The organism is Alteromonas sp. DYW1 (assembly GCF_059752595.1).
This window is the reverse complement of record NZ_CM186038.1, coordinates 331904-350545: the sequence shown is the minus strand read 5'-3', so window position 1 is coordinate 350545 and position 18642 is coordinate 331904. Positions and strand designations below refer to the sequence as shown.

Annotated in this window: 11 protein-coding genes; 5 read left to right on the top strand and 6 right to left on the bottom strand. The window is 46.4% G+C overall.

Features of this window, described 5'->3' with window-relative positions; translation table 11 throughout:
• Positions 1 to 99 precede the first annotated feature (99 nt).
• On the top strand, positions 100 to 2541 hold the full coding sequence (plsB, locus tag AC121Z_RS01565; protein ID WP_498126089.1) for a glycerol-3-phosphate 1-O-acyltransferase PlsB: 2442 nt from the start codon (positions 100 to 102) through the stop codon (positions 2539 to 2541).
• Positions 2542 to 2736: 195 nt separating this feature from the next.
• Here the strand turns inward: plsB and ilvA are convergent, their stop codons facing one another.
• From ilvA to AC121Z_RS01550, 3 genes are read right to left on the bottom strand one after another with little or no spacing between them, the layout of a single operon-like run.
• The gene (gene ilvA / locus AC121Z_RS01560; protein WP_498126087.1) at positions 2737 to 4275 is read right to left on the bottom strand and encodes a threonine ammonia-lyase, biosynthetic; all 1539 of its coding nucleotides are present in this window, start codon (positions 4273 to 4275) and stop codon (positions 2737 to 2739) included.
• Positions 4272 to 6134 (bottom strand): dihydroxy-acid dehydratase, encoded by a 1863-nt coding sequence (gene ilvD, locus AC121Z_RS01555; RefSeq protein ID WP_498126085.1) that lies wholly within the window; start codon positions 6132 to 6134, stop codon positions 4272 to 4274. Before ilvD ends, ilvA begins: the two co-directional genes overlap by 4 nt.
• Positions 6135 to 6148: 14 nt before the next feature.
• Positions 6149 to 7081, bottom strand: a complete 933-nt coding sequence (locus tag AC121Z_RS01550) for a branched-chain amino acid transaminase (RefSeq protein WP_498126083.1) — start codon at positions 7079 to 7081, stop codon at positions 6149 to 6151.
• Positions 7082 to 7401: 320 nt separating this feature from the next.
• Here AC121Z_RS01550 and AC121Z_RS01545 point away from each other — a divergent pair, with 320 nt between their 5' ends.
• Both AC121Z_RS01545 and AC121Z_RS01540 read left to right on the top strand, forming a co-directional pair.
• A complete protein-coding gene (locus tag AC121Z_RS01545; protein WP_498126081.1) occupies positions 7402 to 11727 on the top strand; it encodes an EAL domain-containing protein in 4326 nt (1441 codons plus the stop codon).
• A gap of 66 nt (positions 11728 to 11793) precedes the next feature.
• Positions 11794 to 13311: a YifB family Mg chelatase-like AAA ATPase gene (locus AC121Z_RS01540; protein ID WP_498126079.1), complete on the top strand. Its 1518-nt coding sequence runs from the start codon at positions 11794 to 11796 to the stop codon at positions 13309 to 13311.
• Here the strand turns inward: AC121Z_RS01540 and ilvY are convergent.
• Positions 13302 to 14159, bottom strand: coding sequence for an HTH-type transcriptional activator IlvY (gene ilvY, locus AC121Z_RS01535; RefSeq protein WP_498126078.1), 858 nt, complete (start codon positions 14157 to 14159; stop codon positions 13302 to 13304). The genes AC121Z_RS01540 and ilvY overlap by 10 nt on opposite strands.
• Before the next feature lie 115 nt (positions 14160 to 14274).
• Here ilvY and ilvC point away from each other — a divergent pair, with 115 nt between their 5' ends.
• Together ilvC and AC121Z_RS01525 are read left to right on the top strand one after the other, a co-directional pair.
• Entirely contained in the window at positions 14275 to 15756 is a 1482-nt protein-coding gene (ilvC, locus tag AC121Z_RS01530; protein WP_498126076.1) for a ketol-acid reductoisomerase, read from the top strand.
• Between the two features lie 436 nt (positions 15757 to 16192).
• On the top strand, positions 16193 to 16525 hold the full coding sequence (locus AC121Z_RS01525) for a hypothetical protein (RefSeq protein WP_100657935.1): 333 nt from the start codon (positions 16193 to 16195) through the stop codon (positions 16523 to 16525).
• A 38-nt stretch (positions 16526 to 16563) separates the two neighbouring features.
• Here AC121Z_RS01525 and AC121Z_RS01520 read toward each other — a convergent pair whose 3' ends face one another.
• Together AC121Z_RS01520 and AC121Z_RS01515 are read right to left on the bottom strand one after the other, a co-directional pair.
• Positions 16564 to 17799 (bottom strand): multidrug effflux MFS transporter, encoded by a 1236-nt coding sequence (locus AC121Z_RS01520; protein ID WP_498126074.1) that lies wholly within the window; start codon positions 17797 to 17799, stop codon positions 16564 to 16566.
• A 67-nt stretch (positions 17800 to 17866) separates the two neighbouring features.
• Positions 17867 to 18616, bottom strand: coding sequence for a hypothetical protein (locus AC121Z_RS01515; protein ID WP_498126073.1), 750 nt, complete (start codon positions 18614 to 18616; stop codon positions 17867 to 17869).
• Positions 18617 to 18642 lie beyond the last annotated feature (26 nt).

Here is an 18642-nt window from a genome sequence, read left to right as displayed (position 1 = left end):
TATAAGACAGACCGCAGCATGCGAGGGATAGTTGCATAAAGCAAATTTTTTACGTACATGATATTATCCGCAGGTTTTAATTGTTGGATGGATTACAAAATGTCCTGGCTTCGCAATAGCCTCTCTTCCTGTTTTTATTGGCCCGTTAAGCTCTTAGTACGCTCAAAAAGCATCCCTGCAGACGTTGAAAGCGAATTAGGGATAGACAAGCGCAAGCCCATCGTTTATCTGTTACAAACGGACTCTCTAACTGATCAGTTAGCTTTACGTTTTGTCTCTAAGAAGCTGGGTCTGCCTGATCCCAATGGGTATTTTGAAACCGACAACGTGCGTCTTCCACGCAGTCTGTTTTTACGCCGCCCTCAACCAGTTATTAAGCGTTCTGTAAAACAAACTGAAACCGTAGAAATTTTTACGAATATTTTTCACCTGCATCGCGTTCACCCTGAACTCGACTTTCAGGTATTGCCGGTTTTTATTACCTGGGGGCGCGCTCCTGGCAAAGGCAATCCTGGCTGGACCGATTTAATCGCTGACCGCGCCTCCCCTAGTTGGCTACGCAAGCTATTTATTGTTTTGTTCCTTGGCAGAGACAACTTCGTTAGTTTCTCCCGCGCGGTGTCAACGCGTACTATGGTCAAACAACACGGTTCTGATCACGATATTGCGCAAAAATTGGTACGTGTAGCGAATACCCATTTTCATCGCAAACGTCAATCATTCACAGGTCCAACGCTTCTGGAACGCAGTGAACTGAATAACGCAGTGTTGGGCGCGGCTCCGGTCAAGTTTGCGATTCAGGAAGAAGCGCAAAGCAAAAAAATTGATATTACCCAAGCGCGCCAAGTCGCACAGGGTTACATTGATGAAATCGCTGGCGATTATCGCGAGGGCTTGATCCGAATAGGCGATCGGGTGCTCACGCGGATTTGGAATAAAATATATAATGGCATCAGTGTAGGGCATGCCAAGCGGATCCGCGAATTAGCCCAGAATGGTCATGAAATAATCTATGTTCCGTGTCACCGCAGTCACATGGACTATTTATTACTGACCTACGTGATTTATCACGAAGGGATGGTAACCCCGCATATTGCGGCTGGCATAAACCTTAATTTCTGGCCGGTGGGTAAGATTTTTCGCCGTGCAGGGGCTTTCTTCCTGCGTCGCAGTTTTGCGGGTAATAAATTATACACCGCGGTGTTTCGCGAATATCTAGAGTTGTTGTTTAACAAAGGGTATTCGGTGAAATATTATCCCGAAGGTGGGCGCAGTCGCACCGGACGTCTTATTCCCCCAAAAACCGGCATGCTGGCGATGACATTACAGGCCATGTTGAAGGGTGTTAAACGCCCGGTAAGCATCGTTCCAGTGTATATCGGCTACGAGCACGTGATGGAAGTGAAAAGCTATCAAAAGGAACTCACCGGCTCAAATAAGAAAAAAGAATCGCCGCTACAGATCTTGTCAGCAATTCGCAAGCTCAAAAATTATGGCCATGGCTATGTAAATTTTGGTGAGCCGCTCCTGTTAAATCAGTTTCTTGATGAATGTGCGCCCGAATGGCGCGCCAGCCAAACTGACCTGAACGATAAAAAGCCAAGCTGGCTAACGCCAACGGTAAATGAACTCGCCAATCGCATCATGCTGCGCATAAATAAAGCTGCCGCAATCAATGGCATGGCACTAGTAAGTATGTGCTTACTGTCATCCAAGACTAACGCAATGACAAAGTCTGAACTGACAAGAGCGATGGATGACTATTTACTTTTATTGCGCGAAGTCCCCTTCAGCGAAGATGCCACTTTGGTTAAATTAAGCGGTTCGGAGTTGTTGGAAGAAACGCTAAAATTAAAGCGCTTAGCAGTGCAAGATGATGCCCATGAAAGCATCATCGCAGCGCAACACAATAATGCCGTCACTCTCACTTACTATCGCAATAATATTCTGCACTTATTCGCGCTTCCTGGCATGCTCAGCACCATCGTGTTTGCCAACAATGGGATCGACAAAGCGAAATTGTTACAGCTCATGCACGACATCTATCCATTGCTGCAAAAAGAATTATTTTTGTATATGGAGCATGAATCGGCACAAGACTACTGCGAACGTTTATTAATGCAATTACTTGAACAAGGCCTATTGCAGCAACGCGGGCGCAAAATCTTGCCACCTCCACGCGAATCCGAACACTTTCATTCTGCCTGGTTACTGAGCCGCGCCATGCAAGAAACCGTGCAACGTTATGCAGTAGTGCTAAGAGTATTGGAAATCAATCAAACGATTAGTCGTGGCGACCTGGAACGTCAATCTCGTGAAATTGCTGAGCGATTATCTGCACTGTATGGCATGAATTCGCCCGAGTTTTACGATAAGAATGTGTTCAGTTGTTTAGTCTCCGCATTGCGCGAGCAAGATATGTTGCGATCAGCCGACGATGGCTCCCTACAACATTCGGATAACAGTAAGATCTTACAATCTGAGATCAATCAACTCGTGTGGCCTGAGATCAGCCAACACCTGTTGCAACTCAGCAAATAACAAGTCAGCAACCAACAGCCTCTTACCGCATAAGAGGCTGTTCTCATTCCTGCACCCGATTACATTAAAATCGCACGACAGCGAACAAGGTCTCTGTTGAAGATTGATTTACACCAATGGGAGTAGTCAGCAACAGCTGCCCTGCTGGCTGACAAACATTGCCTTAATTAATCTTACCCAATGTGAATGCTAATCCTAATGCGCCAAGAAAAATTTGTACGCCGGATTATCACTTTGCTCCTCAAAGGCATAGCCTAGCGCAGCAAGATGTTGATCAAATTCAGCTCGACTTTGCTCTGGAATATCAAACCCACACAACACTAAACCATCGGCTGCACCATGATTACGGTAATGAAATAAGGTGATATTCCATTTCTCGCCAAGTGTATGCAAGAAGGTTAACAGCGCGCCCGGATACTCTGGAAATGCAAATGAAAACACGTGCTCATTGAGCGGTTGCGACAATCGCCCACCAACCATGTGGCGCACGTGCAGTTTAGCTAACTCATTATCTGACAGATCAAAGCATTGATAGCCTTTCTCCGCCAAGATATTCAGCAGCACCTCAAACTCTTGCCGACCTTGCTTCAATTTAATGCCCACGAACACATGAGCCTCTGCATCAGTTGAGAAACGATAGTTAAATTCGGTGATCGCACGATTACCCAAGGTTTCGCAAAACTGCTTGAACGCGCCAGCATGCTCCGGCAATTTAACGGCAAATACCGCCTCTTTTTGCTCACCCAGTTCGCAACGTTCAGACACATAGCGCAATGTATGGAAATTGGTATTCGCACCGCATAAGATTGCTCCCAGCCGTTCGCCTTTAACGTTATGCTTCGCCACATATTTGCGGATAGCTGCAATCGAGAGTGCACCTGCAGGCTCAGCAATGACACGGGTATCATCAAAAATATCCTTGATCGCCGCACAAACCTCATCATTAGTGACCGTAACAATGTCATCGAGCAGTTGATCACATAGACGAAAAGTCTCTTCACCGGCGATTTTCACCGCAACACCATCGGCAAAAATACCCACTGATGGAAGCTCGACTGGCTTACCTGCTTCCTTGGCAGCCAATAAGCAGGCGCTTTCCTCCGCCTCAACGCCGATGAGCTGAATATCTGGCCGTAACTGCTTCAAGTAAACCGCAATACCTGCAGCAAGACCACCACCACCAACCGCAATGAATAAACGTTGTAAGTTTGGGTTCTGTTCGAGTAATTCGCGCGCGATGGTGCCCTGACCGGCGATGACATCGGGATGGTCAAAGGGCGGGATAAAGGTCAAGCCCTGATCCTGGGCCAACCATTTGGCATGTCGATTTGCCTGATCAAAACTCACCCCATGTAAAACTACTTCAACCGTATCGCCGCCAAAACGCTTAACCGCATCGACTTTAATATCCGGGGTGGTTTCTGGCATTACGATAGTCGCTTTGATGCCTCGTTTATTCGCAGAAAAGGCGACTCCCTGCGCATGATTACCGGCAGATGCTGTAATAACTCCAGCATGTACTTTATCCTCCGTCAGCTGCGCAATACAGTTATAAGCCCCGCGCAACTTAAATGATTTCACCGGTTGCTGATCTTCGCGCTTCAACCATACTTCATTGCCGAGTTCAGCTGACAAACGATTCATGAACGTCAACTCAGAATGCACAGCAACATCATAAACCGGTGCGAGCAAGATTTTACGCAAGTATTCTTGCAAACTTACTGGCTCAGTCATGACTGGGACAACAATTGATCAAGTTTTGCTTTGTCTCGTACTGCGCCTTTATCCGCACTGGTAGCAAGAAGCGCAAAGTTCTTCAACGAAACAGAAACTGGGCGGTGACGCTCAACCGGTTGCCAAGGTTTGGCGCTTGCTTGCATGACCTCGCGGCGACGCTGTAATTCAGCATCACTGATATCAATGTTGATACTCCGATTAGGAATATCAATAACGATTGTGTCGCCGTCTTCTACCAAGCCTATCCCGCCGCCGCTCGCTGCTTCAGGAGAACAATGACCGATAGAAAGCCCGGAAGTACCGCCAGAAAATCTGCCATCGGTAATCAAGGCGCAGTGTTTACCCAATCCTTTAGACTTAAGATAGGAGGTTGGATAAAGCATCTCTTGCATACCCGGCCCACCTTTAGGTCCTTCATACCGAATAATAACCACGTCACCGGCTTTCACTTGGTCTGCAAGGATACCCGCCACAGCGTCATCCTGACTTTCAAAGATCTTCGCGGTACCGGTAAATTGCCATATTGACTCGTCAACACCCGCCGTTTTCACGATGCAGCCATCGGTAGCCAGGTTACCAAACAACACTGCAAGACCGCCCTCCTGACTGTACGCATGTTCAATAGAGCGAATGCAGCCTGCTTGACGGTCAGTATCGGCGCTCGGATAGCGACAGGCTTGGCTGAACGCCTGGGTAGTGCGGATACCCGCTGGACCAGCCTTATAAAACTCGACAACTTCAGCCTTGGGTTGATTGATGATGGAGTACTCGTCAATAACCTCACCCATTGGCTTACCGAGCACGTGACTAACATCGGTGTGCAACAAACCTGCTAGCTTAAGCTGCTCTAAGATCCCCATAACACCGCCAGCGCGATGCACATCCTCCATATGGTACTGCGGTGTGGCTGGTGCAACCTTGCATAGATGCGGCACTTTACGCGACAAACGATCGATATCATTCATACCAAAGGGGATCTCTCCTTCAATGGCTGCTGCCAATAAATGTAGAATGGTATTGGTCGACCCGCCCATGGCAATATCTAAACTCATGGCATTTTCAAAGGCAGAGAAATTGGCAATATTCCGTGGTAAGGCAGTTACATCTTCTTCTTGATACCAACGCTGGCATAACTCCACAACCAGACTACCGGCGCGTTTAAATAATTGCTCTCTATCCGCATGAGTTGCCAATGTTGACCCATTGCCCGGTAGCGACAAACCCAAAGCTTCGGTCAAACAGTTCATTGAATTCGCCGTGAACATTCCCGAACAAGAGCCACAGGTGGGACAGGCCGAACGCTCAATTTCATCACTATCAGCATCACTGACGTTGTCATCAGCGGCGGCAACCATTGCATCCACTAAGTCAAGCTTGATCAACTGATCTGATAATTTGGTTTTCCCCGCCTCCATAGGCCCGCCAGAGACAAAAACCACAGGAATGTTTAGTCGCATCGCGGCCATCAACATCCCAGGGGTGATTTTGTCACAGTTAGAGATACACACCAACGCATCTGCACAATGCGCATTGACCATGTATTCAACCGCATCTGCAATAATCTCACGCGACGGCAGGCTGTAAAGCATACCGCTATGGCCCATTGCAATCCCATCATCTACGGCAATAGTATTAAATTCCTTGGCAACACCGCCTGCCGCTTCAACACTGCGCGCAACCAATTGCCCCATATCTTTCAAGTGCACGTGGCCAGGCACAAATTGGGTAAACGAATTGGCGATAGCTATAATCGGTTTGCCAAAATCGGTATCCTTCATACCGGTCGCTCGCCATAGTGCTCGAGCCCCGGCCATATTACGCCCTTGTGTGGTTGTTGCAGATCTAAGCTTAGGCATGTTGCCCTCCTAAATTACTCGTATACGGGTGTCAACCAACCCCATTTATCCTCAGTTTGGCCATTGAATAGGCCGAAGAAAGCATCTTGCACTTTTTCAGTAATAGGTCCACGCCCGCCATTGCCTACTTTGATGCCATCGACACTCCGTACCGGCGTGACTTCTGCCGCTGTTCCGCACATTAGAATTTCATCGGCTAGATACATGGCTTCACGGGCAATGTTTTCTTCACGCACCGTGTAACCCATTTCTCGCAACAAAGTCATAACCGTATCACGCGTGATCCCCGGCAAAATGGCCGCAGTTTTTGGCGTCGTTGAGACCACCCCATTGCGAATAACAAAAATATTCTCGCCTGCACCTTCACTAATGAAGCCGTTTACATCCAAAGCAATACCCTCACCATATCCATGGCGCCTAGCTTCCATAGAGATCAACTGTGACGATAGATAGTTACCACCGGCTTTAGCTCCGGTAGGCATAGTATTGGCAGCCAGACGATTCCAGCTTGAAATGCCAGCGTCGACGCCATTTTTGAGTGCCTCTTCACCCAAATAAGCCCCCCATTCAAACGCCGCAATAGTGAGCTCAGTTTCTTGACCGAACGGTACCTGCAAACCCATACCAATATCACCATAGTAGGCAATTGGGCGAATGTAGGCTGATTGCAAATTATTTTTTTGGATAATATCTAACGTTGCTTGATTCACTTGATCAAGTGTGTAGGGAATGGTCATGCGATAAATTTTCGCAGAGTCAAATAATCGACGATTGTGCTCATTCAATCGAAAAACACAGGTGCCTCTATCGGGTGTATTGTAAGCACGAATGCCTTCGAAAACCGATGAGCCATAATGGATTGCGTGGGTCATGACATGCACAGTGGCTTCTTGCCACGGGATAATATTGCCATTAAACCAAATATATTCTGCAGGTTGCTTCGCCATAGTAATTCCTTAACAAACAGTATTTCGTAGGGTAGTTATTTTCACAGGCATGATGATACATGCATCTGCGCAACTGCCCAACGAGAACAGCAGAAATCAGACCTGAACAAAAGCTTGGAAGTGTAAACTTACACCACCAATGGATCTTGAATGTGAGAATAGCAGCTTCTCATTTGAGGATAAGGGCGCCATGGCAAGCGCAAGGTATATGTATCACGAATTTAAAGATAATAGCAAGGTCGAATGCACCTGCGGTTGAATTGTTTTTAACCTTAAGTAATTTTGTTATATTGTGAACTAAATACCGCTTAACGAAGCTAATGCAGTTGATCCAGTTAGCAGCAAAAACGATCTCAACGAAGTACGCGCAGGCTCTCTCCCTCTGCAAAAGTGCTGTGCTGACTCTGCTGCTTGCGCTCTTAATGCTGCTACCATTGTGCCAAGCCACACAAGCCAAAAATGCCGAGATTCCAGAGGCAAAGTTAAAAACGCCGCGCTTTTTTGCACTCAGTACGCAAACCGGTCTGAGCCAGGACTCTGTGGTAGACATGCTGTTAGACAGTGATGGTTTTTTATATTTGGGTACTGAAGGCGGGTTAGACCGGTGGGACGGATACAACCTTAAACGCATCAATGGCCCCAATGACGAATTAGTTGATATGCCGGTTTACCGAATTGTTGAAGATAGTCGTAAGAACATCTGGCTGGCGACTGCAGGAGACGGCATATACCGACTAACCCCTGCAACCGGTGATCTGGCCCGAGTGGTTACGACTCCTTATCTCGACTATTCAGACTACATACAGATCGGGGTGAATATTTTTGAAGACGCCGATCAGCGCATCGTTATTGTGCTGGAACAAACCATCCTGCGCTATGATTACGCCACCGATGCCACCGAAGTCATCTATGAAATCAACGATGGGTTAATTCAAAGCGAAAACTTTATTCGTTGGGCAATCAATTTAGAGAATTGGCTACTGATTGCCACCAGTAATAGTCTCTACGCAAAGCAAGAAAACCAACCAGCGATCAAATTAAACTTTCTAGGCAAGCAACCAGACGCTAAGGTCAATTTTGATAAATTAAACGTTAAACACTTATTTATCGACTCTCAGGATAACCTTTGGATCTCCACCGTAAGAGGCTTGTATCGAACTTCAACCTTGAGCTTACTCAGTTCCTTGGAAGAAAGCGGCAATATGCAACCTGCCGAGCTCATTATACCAGAGCGCAATGTCTGGCGAGTCATAGAAAAGGCACCTGAGCAATTCTGGGTCGGTACCGACATTGGCTTATTCTCACTGGATATGCATGAACAATCCCCGACGTTTGAGTACTTGTTCGAGCCACTGAAGGGTGTCGATGTGTTATCACGCAAAGACATCAAAGACATTGAAATCGATCGCGACGGTAACTTATGGTTGGCAACCCATTATGGCGGTGCATTGTATTGGTCACCACTTAGCTTAACCTTCGATACGCTCAGTATTACCTTAGAAAACAAGAATAATGCTCCGCTTACGGACAATACTATATGGGCAGTCCATGAAGACCCGGATAACGACTTGTGGATTGGCACTGACAATGGGTTAACGGTCTATTCGCCAGAAACCGGTGAGTCGAAATTGTTATTTCAAAAATCTGAGTATATTCCCTACAGCGATGCCTATGTAGATAGGATTTTCACAGTTGAAAATAACCGCATCATTGTGCAAACCGGTTTTGGTTTATGGGAAGTCGATAAAACTTCTGGCGAACGCAAAATTGTCGAAACCTTATCGGAAGAAGATAAACGTGTTGTATCTTCATATATCTGGGGCAGTGGGCAGGATGCGGATAAGCGTATTTGGTTTGTCCTAGATACGGGTGATCGAACCGGTTACTTCATTTACAACCCATTTAACAAAACCCTAACTGAACTTCCTCTGGGTGACTCGATCCCCGTGAATCGCTTTTATGCCTTTCTTGACCATGCGGAAGAATTCGATAATCAAATGTGGTTAGCAACCACGGGCGAACTATCCCTTGTAGATCCTCAAACTTATGCTCGTACAATCGTCCATAAGATCCCTCCAGCGGCTAACACTGCGAGAATTTATCCAAGCAGCGTAACCATCGATCAACGCGGTATTATTTGGATTGGCTACCCTGGCCATGGTCTTTACGGTGTAGATAAAAACACCTTTGAGCAACGCTATTTTTTCAATGAAGATAACCTCCTGACAACCAATCTTGTTTATTCAGTAATGACCGATGCTGAGGACAACCTATGGTTCAGCAGCCATTCGGGATTGCATCGCTTATCTGAGGATCGGCAAAGTATTGAGGATTTTCGTTATGGGCAAGAACTCAACGTTGCCGAATTTAATGATCATGCACACACCAAACTACGTGATGGTCGCCTTGCGTTCGGGTCGCCGAGCGGGGTGGTCAGTTTTGACCCAGCCAGTCTAATTGAGGCCAGCTCTGCTGAAACCACATATGCAGCTGCTGTACAGCAAGATAAAATGGTGATCAGCGAAGTTTCTCTGGCCACGCGTGATCTTGATATGCCACTCAATAATATTGCTGGGGAGACCGTCAAGCTCGATTATAATGATAATGGCTTAACGATCCGTTTTAGTAGCTTGCAATTTAGTCAGAGTGGGCATGGCCGCTATACCTACACCCTAACTAAAAATGGCACAACGATCAGTACAGCGTCCACAAGCGAACCATTTGTCTCCTTACCTTTACTGGAAGAAGGAGACTATACCTTTACGGTCGCTCCGAGTGACAATAGTCGGCTCAGTGCCATGCAGCCTGCGGCTTTACAAATCAGCGTAGCGCCAGCACCTTGGAATACAATAACAGCCAAGGTGCTTTATGTGATTGCTATTGGCTTAGTGCTGACCATTATTTGGTGGATTAGGAAAGGTCAGAAATATCACTTGGAGCAGGCCCGTAATCAGGTCCGACTATTTGGTGATGCCTTTAAACAAACCCGCGATTGGGTGGTTATTTTCAGTCAGGATTATCAACCCATCGCGGTTAATCCTGCCTTTGAGAACGCTTTTGCCCTAGACCCGGATACTGATGTAGCGCAACAGTTTAGGACGTTGCAAGCCAAATACCCTGAATTAATGGCCTATACCCAGTCAGCGCTTAAACAGTTAAATATTGATGGCTTCTGGCGTAGCGAACAGAAACTGCAGTTAGCGGATGGACGTCAACATGACGTGTTAATCAACCTTAATGCGGTTAAAAACAGTAATGACGCGAATCAAGTCGATCATTATTTGATGGTTTTCTCGGATATTTCTGAACAAAAACAAGCTGAACGAAAATTGCTTAAAATAGCCACTTATGACGGTCTTACGGGATTGGTTAACCGTAACTTGTTGTTAGACCGCCTAGAGCATGCCATTGATAACGCCAAGCGGCACAATTCACTAGTGGCGGTGCTATTCGTCGATTTGGATCGGTTTAAAGGGATCAACGACAGTCTTGGCCACGAGTATGGTGACAATATTTTGCGCGTCGTAGCCAAACGCATGCAAAATATAACCCATCAAAATGATACGGTAGGCCGGATCGGCGGTGATGAGTTTGTTATTGTACTCGAGGATGTTAAAGATTTCGAAGATGTGAGTTCATTCATCTCCAACCTCATTGAACTGATCGAAGAACCTATTCAGGTGCGCAAAGAAACCTTGCGCGTCTCATGCAGTATCGGAGTCTCCATTTATCCCAATGATGGCACCGAACCAACCGATCTATTGCGCTATGCAGATGTTGCTATGTATAGCGCAAAAGGTGATGCGGTCAATAGTTTCCGTTTCTTTACCGAGTCAATGAACGTGCGCGCCAAGTATCGGTTGTCTTTGGAAAACTTAGTCAAACGCGCCTACCAGCAAGAACTCTTTTTTAACGTATACCAACCAATAGTTAACATTAACTCGCACCAAACTGAAGGCATGGAGCTACTCATGCGCTGTGCTATCAGTGAACAGCCCATTTCGCCCGCCGAGTTTATTCCCATACTCGAAGAAATGCGTTTAATTGTTGAGGTTACCCGCATATCGATTATTGCCGGGATTAAAGAACTCGCATCCTGGTATGAAGAGGGCTATCGCGGCTATTTATCAGTTAACCTATCCGCTCTGCACTTCACTGCGACCTTTGATCTAGATATCTTGGCTGAATTGTTGGACCGCTACCAGCTGCCGCGCAGTGCTCTGCGTTTCGAGGTCACGGAAGGTGTATTAATGGGCGATAAGGAAATGGCTTTGGAGCAATTTAAGGCGCTCAACGCTGAAGGCTATTTGTTGGCACTGGATGATTTTGGAACCGGCTATTCATCGCTCAGCTATCTAAAAATATTCCCGCTCGATGTGATCAAAATCGATAAAAGCTTTACCGATGATATTGGCACCGGCAGCAGCGGAGACAGCTTAATAATTACCACTATAGGTATGGCTAAAAACCTCCATATGGACTGTATAGCAGAAGGGATAGAAACCGAAGAGCAAGTCGCCTTCCTGGCTGAACACGGCTGTTTCCGTTTGCAAGGTTACTACTTCTCAAAACCAGTCACTGCGGATATCGCCAAATCAATTGTGATTAAACAATGGCAAGAGTTATACACCACATCAACTAACTAGTCGCAAGGCCAGTCGAATTGTTGGCAGCGTTCGATAAAGTACTAATTTTAATTAGTCGAGGTTGCCGTGGGTTTTGCGACAGTGTATTCACGCTCCAGTATTGGTATTGAAGCAACAATAGTTACAATTGAAGTCCATCTCGCTAATGGCATTCCCAGCTTTTCCTTGGTAGGCCTCGCCGAGACTACCGTGCGCGAATCAAAAGAGCGCGTGCGTAGCGCCATACTGCAAAGCGGCTTTGAGTTTCCCGCAAAACGCATTGTGGTCAATTTAGCCCCCGCTGATCTTCCTAAATATGGTGGGCGTTTTGACCTCGCTATCGCGGTTGCTATTTTAGCAGCCAGTGGACAATTGACTTGCTCTGCATTAAACCAATTTGAATTCTTGGGGGAGCTTTCATTGTCTGGTCAACTACGCCCAATTACTGCAACTTTGCCTGCCGCTATTGCGGTAGGACAAGCTAAGCGCACATTGATTGTTGCAGAGCAAAATCAGTATGAAGTTGGCTGCGTGGCCGCCCACCTGCACTTTGCCGCTACGGATCTAGCGAGCGTTGTTGCGCACCTCTCTGGTGTTGCAAAGCTGCCAGTTATTGGGCCCGTAGCTGAAACACAACATTCAGATGAAACGCTGGACATGGCTGATGTCGTTGGCCACCCGCTAGCCAAACGCGGATTACTTATCGCTGCTGCAGGACTGCATAACGTATTGCTTGTTGGCCCTCCAGGCACAGGAAAAAGCATGCTAGCGCGACGATTAATCACAATATTACCACCTTTACCTCGCTCTCAGGCATTAGAAAGTGCCTGCGTACGCTCTATCGCAGGCGAGTTTGATAGTCACAAACTCAGTTTCTCCCGCCCATTTAGAGCCCCCCATCATTCGAGCTCTAGAGCAGCCCTGCTCGGTGGTGGCGCCATCCCCAAACCAGGTGAAGTATCTCTCGCCCATCATGGGATTCTCTTCCTCGATGAATTGCCCGAGTTTGGTAGAAGTACCTTAGATGCATTGCGCGAGCCGTTAGAAACCGGCGACATTAATCTATCTCGTGCTGCGGCAAAAACCACCTTCCCCGCTCAGTTTCAATTAGTCGCGGCAATGAATCCGAGTCCAACAGGAGACATACAGAATAATCGTTCCTCACCGGAGCAAACCCTACGCTATTTGAATCGCCTATCAGGCCCCTTACTAGACCGAATTGATATCCAACTGCACATTGATAGGCAAGAGCTCAGTGCTTGTAAAGTGTCAGAAACTCGATCGACGGGAGAACCGACAAGTGCCCAATTGCAACATCAAGTCTGCGTCGCACAGCAACTGCAACAGAAGCGCCAAGGGTGTTTAAATAGCGCCTTAAGTGCCTCGCAAATACAGCATGTGTGCGCACTTTCGTCTGCCGTGGAGCAGTTTTTAATTGTTGCGTTAGACAAACTCGGCGCATCTCACCGTGCAATGCATCGGCAGCTAAAAGTTGCTAGAACGATTGCCGACCTTGCCGCTAGCCCAACAATTGAGCGAGAACACATTGCTGAAGCATTAAGTTACCGTGCAATGGATGCTTTGCTACGTAGTTTTTATAATTGAGCAAAAATCGCATGCAACAATTTCTCGTCTTTACGCTGCTGTAAACAACACAAACCCAACTCATAAGGTTCAATATTATCAACCTCTAGAATCTCCACTTGAGCTTGCAGTGCGGAATGCGCCAATACAACACGAGGTACAAAACCGACACCACAATTAAGTGCAACCATGCTGACAATAGCCTCATTGCCTCCTACAGATGCATACACATGCGGCCGAATACCGGCTTCGGCAAACCAATGATGCACCGTTCTGCGGGTCGGTCCACTGTCAGGCATGATAACCGGGGTTTTACGCCAATCGATCTGGGTAATTTCAGCTACACCAAATCGCTTTGGTACAACGAGTACTAAGGGAACTTTCGCGATCGGCTGGAAGAACAGCTCAGTCGGCAGGTCAGGGGCATTGATCGCAATCGCCACATCACATTTGTCATCAATAACTCGCTGTACCGACAACCCTGGATCACCGGTTTCGAGCTTAAAGTCTACCATTGGATGTAACTGGCGAAATCTTTCAAGCAACTTTGGCAAATGACTCTGGCTCGCGGTAACCGAGCAGTAAAACCGTAATTGGCCAGTCAATTGATTCAGGTCTTCGTTTAGGCTTTGCGTCAACTTTCGCCACTCAGCCAACATGGGTTCTGCAAACTCTAGAACTTGCTGCCCCGCATGAGTCAGTGCAACATGTCGATTGTTCCGCACAAATAACTGCGCGCCACAACCTTGCTCAACCCTTTGAATAACCCGCGTTAAGGTTGAAGGCGAGACAAACATTGCAGCAGCCGTTTGACTAAAATTTAAGCTGCCAGCTAGATGGCAAAATAATTGGAGATCTCGGAGTTCCATCAGTGATTTCACTTTTTGCAATACTGTATTGAAAATATATCACTTTTAACAATTAAACGCTTATCGTAATCTTTGTATAGGCATTAAAGGCCTGAACATATTGGACAAGGTAAACATGGCAAATTACTTCAATTCTCTCTCTTTGCGTGAACAGCTAAAGCAGTTAGGTCAGTGTCGCTTTATGCAGCGAGAAGAATTCTCGCAAGGATGCGACTACTTAAAAGGTAAAAAAATAGTTATCGTTGGCTGCGGAGCACAAGGTCTTAATCAGGGCCTAAACATGCGTGACTCCGGACTCGACGTCAGCTATGCGTTACGCCAAGCGGCAATCGATGAAAAGCGAGACTCGTTTGTTCGTGCCAGCAGTAACGGGTTTACTGTAGGTACTTATCAAGAACTGATCCCGACCGCGGATTTGGTTTACAACCTAACCCCTGACAAGCAGCACGCCGCAGTGGTTGAGGCTGTTATGCCTCTGATGCAGCAAGGCGCGACTCTTGGCTATTCGCACGGCTTTAACATAGTTGAAGAAGGCCAGCAGATCCGCTCTGACATCACCGTTGTGATGTGTGCGCCTAAGTGCCCGGGTACTGAAGTACGCGAGGAGTATAAACGTGGCTTCGGTGTACCGACCCTTATTGCTGTGCACCCAGAAAACGATCCAGAAGGGAAAGGCTGGGATATTGCAAAAGCACTAGCCAGCGCGACCGGCGGTGACCGGGCGGGAGTCCTTGCTTCATCATTTGTGGCTGAGGTGAAATCAGACCTAATGGGTGAGCAAACCATTTTGTGTGGTATGCAGCAAACGGCTGCTATCCTAGGTTACGAATTTATGCTGCAAGAGGGTATTGAACCCGCCTATGCAAGTGCACTGGTGCAATACGGTCTTGAAGCGATTACTGAAGCGTTAAAAATAGGCGGTGTAACCAACATGATGGACCGCTTAAGTAATCCAGATAAGATCCGCGCACACGATCTTTCTGAGCGACTTAAAACCATTTTACGACCGCTTTTTGAGAAGCACCAAGATGACATTATTTCAGGTGAGTTCTCATCGACCATGATGCAAGATTGGGCGAATGGTGACGCTAATTTATTAAAGTGGCGTGAGGAAACCGGCCAGTCCAAATTTGAAAACGCGCCGAGTTATGAGCAAAAGATCGATGACCAAACATTTTTTGATAAAGGGGTCGTGATCGTTGCGATGATCAAGGCCGGTGTTGAGCTTGCCTTTGATGTAATGGTAGAGGCTGGGATCCTACCCGAATCAGCATACTATGAGTCATTACATGAGACGCCGCTGATTTCAAACACCATTGCACGTAAACGTTTATACGAAATGAACGTCGTTATTTCTGATACTGCAGAATATGGTAATTATTTATTTGCTAATGCTGCGATCCCATTACTGCAGTCTGAATTGATGCCAACGCTTACTTCTGCGGATTTAGGCAAGGGCAGAGAAAGTAATGACAACAAAGTTGACAATATGCGCTTAGTCGAAGTCAATCATGCGATCCGGAATCACGGCGTTGAGATCATCGGTCAGCAGCTGCGCGCGTACATGCAAGATATGAAGGCAATCGTCACTGGCTAAACAGTTCTGTCGTTAGGTGCTTAAAAAGCCCTCTTGCCCGGCATTTTTGCCGGGCTTTTTTATATAATTTAAGCTTTCGAGACTAGCAGAGCTGTGTATAATAAAACGTGTTGACAATGCAAAGGGTAAGTAAAGTACTTACGCGTCTTATGTGCTTCAATTGCTACACCGCACTGTCGACTGCCAATAGATTTTAAACGACTGATTTATATGGTTTTTTATGTCAAGAGTGTGGAATTCGCGGGCGGTATTTTATGCCGGCGTGAATACCTGTTGCTTAATTGCAACACATCACTCACCGATTTAATCTAACTATATGTTTTATATAATAAAAATAATTGGCAAACCATTTGCAAAATGAGTTTGCAGCAACGTATCTTGCGAGTCCCCCTAACAATAGCCGTGTTGAAAGCGCCGTCGTTTAAAGGAACGTGAAATGAAACAAACAGTATCTCGATTCATGCAAGTCGATGATTGGATTTTTGAGATTAAGATGGTTCGCGCATTAAAAGTCGATAATTATGGTGAGCCCTATAATGCAGTGGCGAATCTAACCAGTAACGGCGATGATATGTACATAGATACCCACATGTCCCGCATTGGCGAAGATTTTAGTCGTAAAGACTTCAAAACGTTTTATAAGTTTTGTCAGGCATTAGAGATGAAAACCATTAGCTATGACAAAATCAAAAATGGCGAGCGTATATCTAGAACGTTAGATATTGTTGAAAATCAACAACCACAGCCTATTGTTCGGCTCGTCAAATGAGTCAGTGACTCTAAACAATAGCTGAAATCTACTTTGACTCATGGAAGAGACACCTTTTCGGCCCAATAAACACTGACCAAGGCCAGCGCACAAAATGCGACAAATCCGATGGCGATTGGCATCACATTTATAGTGATAAAAGCATCGATCAGCATAGCAATCGGAACCGACAACAAACTCGTTAGTGATCCAATAATTGCGGCTCCCAAACCCGCCATATCACCGAGTGGCTGCATTGCCATCGCGTTTAAGTTGCCAAACAAAATGCCAATGAAAAAGAAATTCACAAACAACAGTGAAATGAAGATTATCAGCGGTGGCAATCCATTATAGATAGCAACCGTAAACAGCAACACAACACTGAATACTACAGTACCGATTAATGCGACTCGACATAACCGATGCATCCCCAAACGCATGACTAATGTACCGTTAAAAAACGATGCGAGTCCGATAGAGCCGGCTAATAGCGCAAAAATTAGCGGAAACAACTCACCGGTTTGATAAAAAGTCTGAAAAATAGTCTGTGACGCACTTAAATAGGCTAAAAATGCGCCGAAGATAAAGCCAAGAGCTAGGCTGTATCCCATGACCTCGCGGTGAGTAAAAATGAATTTCAATGAATGCCCAAAAGCAGCCCAAGAAAATGGTTTGCGCATTTGTGCGGGTAACGTTTCTGGCTGTCGACTAAAGAACCAAATGCCTGAAATTAGCGCTACAACTAAGAACAAACCAAATATATGTTGCCAAGAGTACCAATAGAGCACGGTTTGACCTATCAAAGGGGCGATCATCGGTACGCAGATAAACACGACCATGATAAATGACATAACACGTGCCATGGCATTACCACTGAATTGATCGCGAATGACTGCCATGGCTGCAATGCGGGGGCCGGAAACACCGATCGCCTGGATCAGTCGACCGAGCAGCATTTCATCCATGTCCCTCGCATACATACAAATGCAGCTGCCTATGGCAAAAATGATGAGTCCCACCAAAATGCAAAGACGCCGCCCTTTGGCGTCTGCAAATGGACCAAAGAACAATTGGCCTATGGCCATTCCAATGAAAAACAGGGACACAATCAGATGCACTTGTTGCTGGGATGTGCTGCCAAGATCAGACCCAATTTGATTCATCGCTGGCAACATCGCATCAATACTTAATGCCACCAATGATGTCATCAGTGCCATCAAACAGATAAACTCGAAAAGTCCAAGCTGAGGGGGTTTTACCGTTGCCGTAAATTCTTCAGATGTAGGTTGCTGCATTGCAAATGCCATCAATAAACAGGTGGAGAGAATACCAGCAAATCATTGCTGGATATACCGCTGTCTATCAGGCCATTTGTGGTAAACGCTGGAGTAATTGTTCTAAACCAATTTTACTTGTACAAAGACTACCGGGCGATTGTGCTAAATCCGTCAATTCAGTTCGAAACCACCGCTCGAGCGCAGCAGTTTCTGCATTCAGCTTGAACGACATTGCATTGATCAACGCTGTCACACCTTGTAGATGCGTGCTCTTATCAACATCAAACAATTGTGCGTGAGCATGCAAGGAAGAAGGGTGCGACCCAGTAATGCGCAGGATCTCTGAATCGGACATCGAAACCAGCTGCGCTGCAGCAAGAAAATCATCGATAATATCCCGATGCTTAGCTTGCGAAGCCATGGCACCCATCGCACTTGTTGTATCCGAGCGTCCGGCTGCGTTCATCGCTTCGTTAAAGAATTGGATGAGCCGGTGCTCATCTGTAGCGACTTTAATGGGTACTTGAATGGAACCATCATGCGGCAGGGCTACTGCATTAACCAAAATATTGGTATAACTCACACCAATCGCACAACAACCATGCACATGCAGTGATTGATAACGAGCGATGAGCTCCGTTATTCCGTCCGGTGATATTCCCGCTTCAGAGTCCGGCTTTTGGTGCCAACACCAATGCTCTAGTTGACTAGCATGAGCCAGTACATCAGCGATGATCGCTTTAATACCCGTTTGATCGAATGACCCCGTATATTCGCTAACAACAACATGCCCATCAAGGGTATTGCGAAATTTACCATTCACGCTGCCGATCATTAAAACTACCTCTACTTCTGCTAGAT

Coding starts and splice junctions, on each gene's coding strand:
- plsB (WP_498126089.1), top strand. CDS start 100: ATGTCCTGGCTTCGCAATAGCCTCTCTTCCTGTTTTTATTGGCCCGTT.
- ilvA (WP_498126087.1), bottom strand. CDS start 4,275: ATGACTGAGCCAGTAAGTTTGCAAGAATACTTGCGTAAAATCTTGCTC.
- ilvD (WP_498126085.1), bottom strand. CDS start 6,134: ATGCCTAAGCTTAGATCTGCAACAACCACACAAGGGCGTAATATGGCC.
- AC121Z_RS01550 (WP_498126083.1), bottom strand. CDS start 7,081: ATGGCGAAGCAACCTGCAGAATATATTTGGTTTAATGGCAATATTATC.
- AC121Z_RS01545 (WP_498126081.1), top strand. CDS start 7,402: ATGCAGTTGATCCAGTTAGCAGCAAAAACGATCTCAACGAAGTACGCG.
- ilvY (WP_498126078.1), bottom strand. CDS start 14,159: ATGGAACTCCGAGATCTCCAATTATTTTGCCATCTAGCTGGCAGCTTA.
- ilvC (WP_498126076.1), top strand. CDS start 14,275: ATGGCAAATTACTTCAATTCTCTCTCTTTGCGTGAACAGCTAAAGCAG.
- AC121Z_RS01525 (WP_100657935.1), top strand. CDS start 16,193: ATGAAACAAACAGTATCTCGATTCATGCAAGTCGATGATTGGATTTTT.
- AC121Z_RS01520 (WP_498126074.1), bottom strand. CDS start 17,799: ATGCAGCAACCTACATCTGAAGAATTTACGGCAACGGTAAAACCCCCT.
- AC121Z_RS01515 (WP_498126073.1), bottom strand. CDS start 18,616: ATGATCGGCAGCGTGAATGGTAAATTTCGCAATACCCTTGATGGGCAT.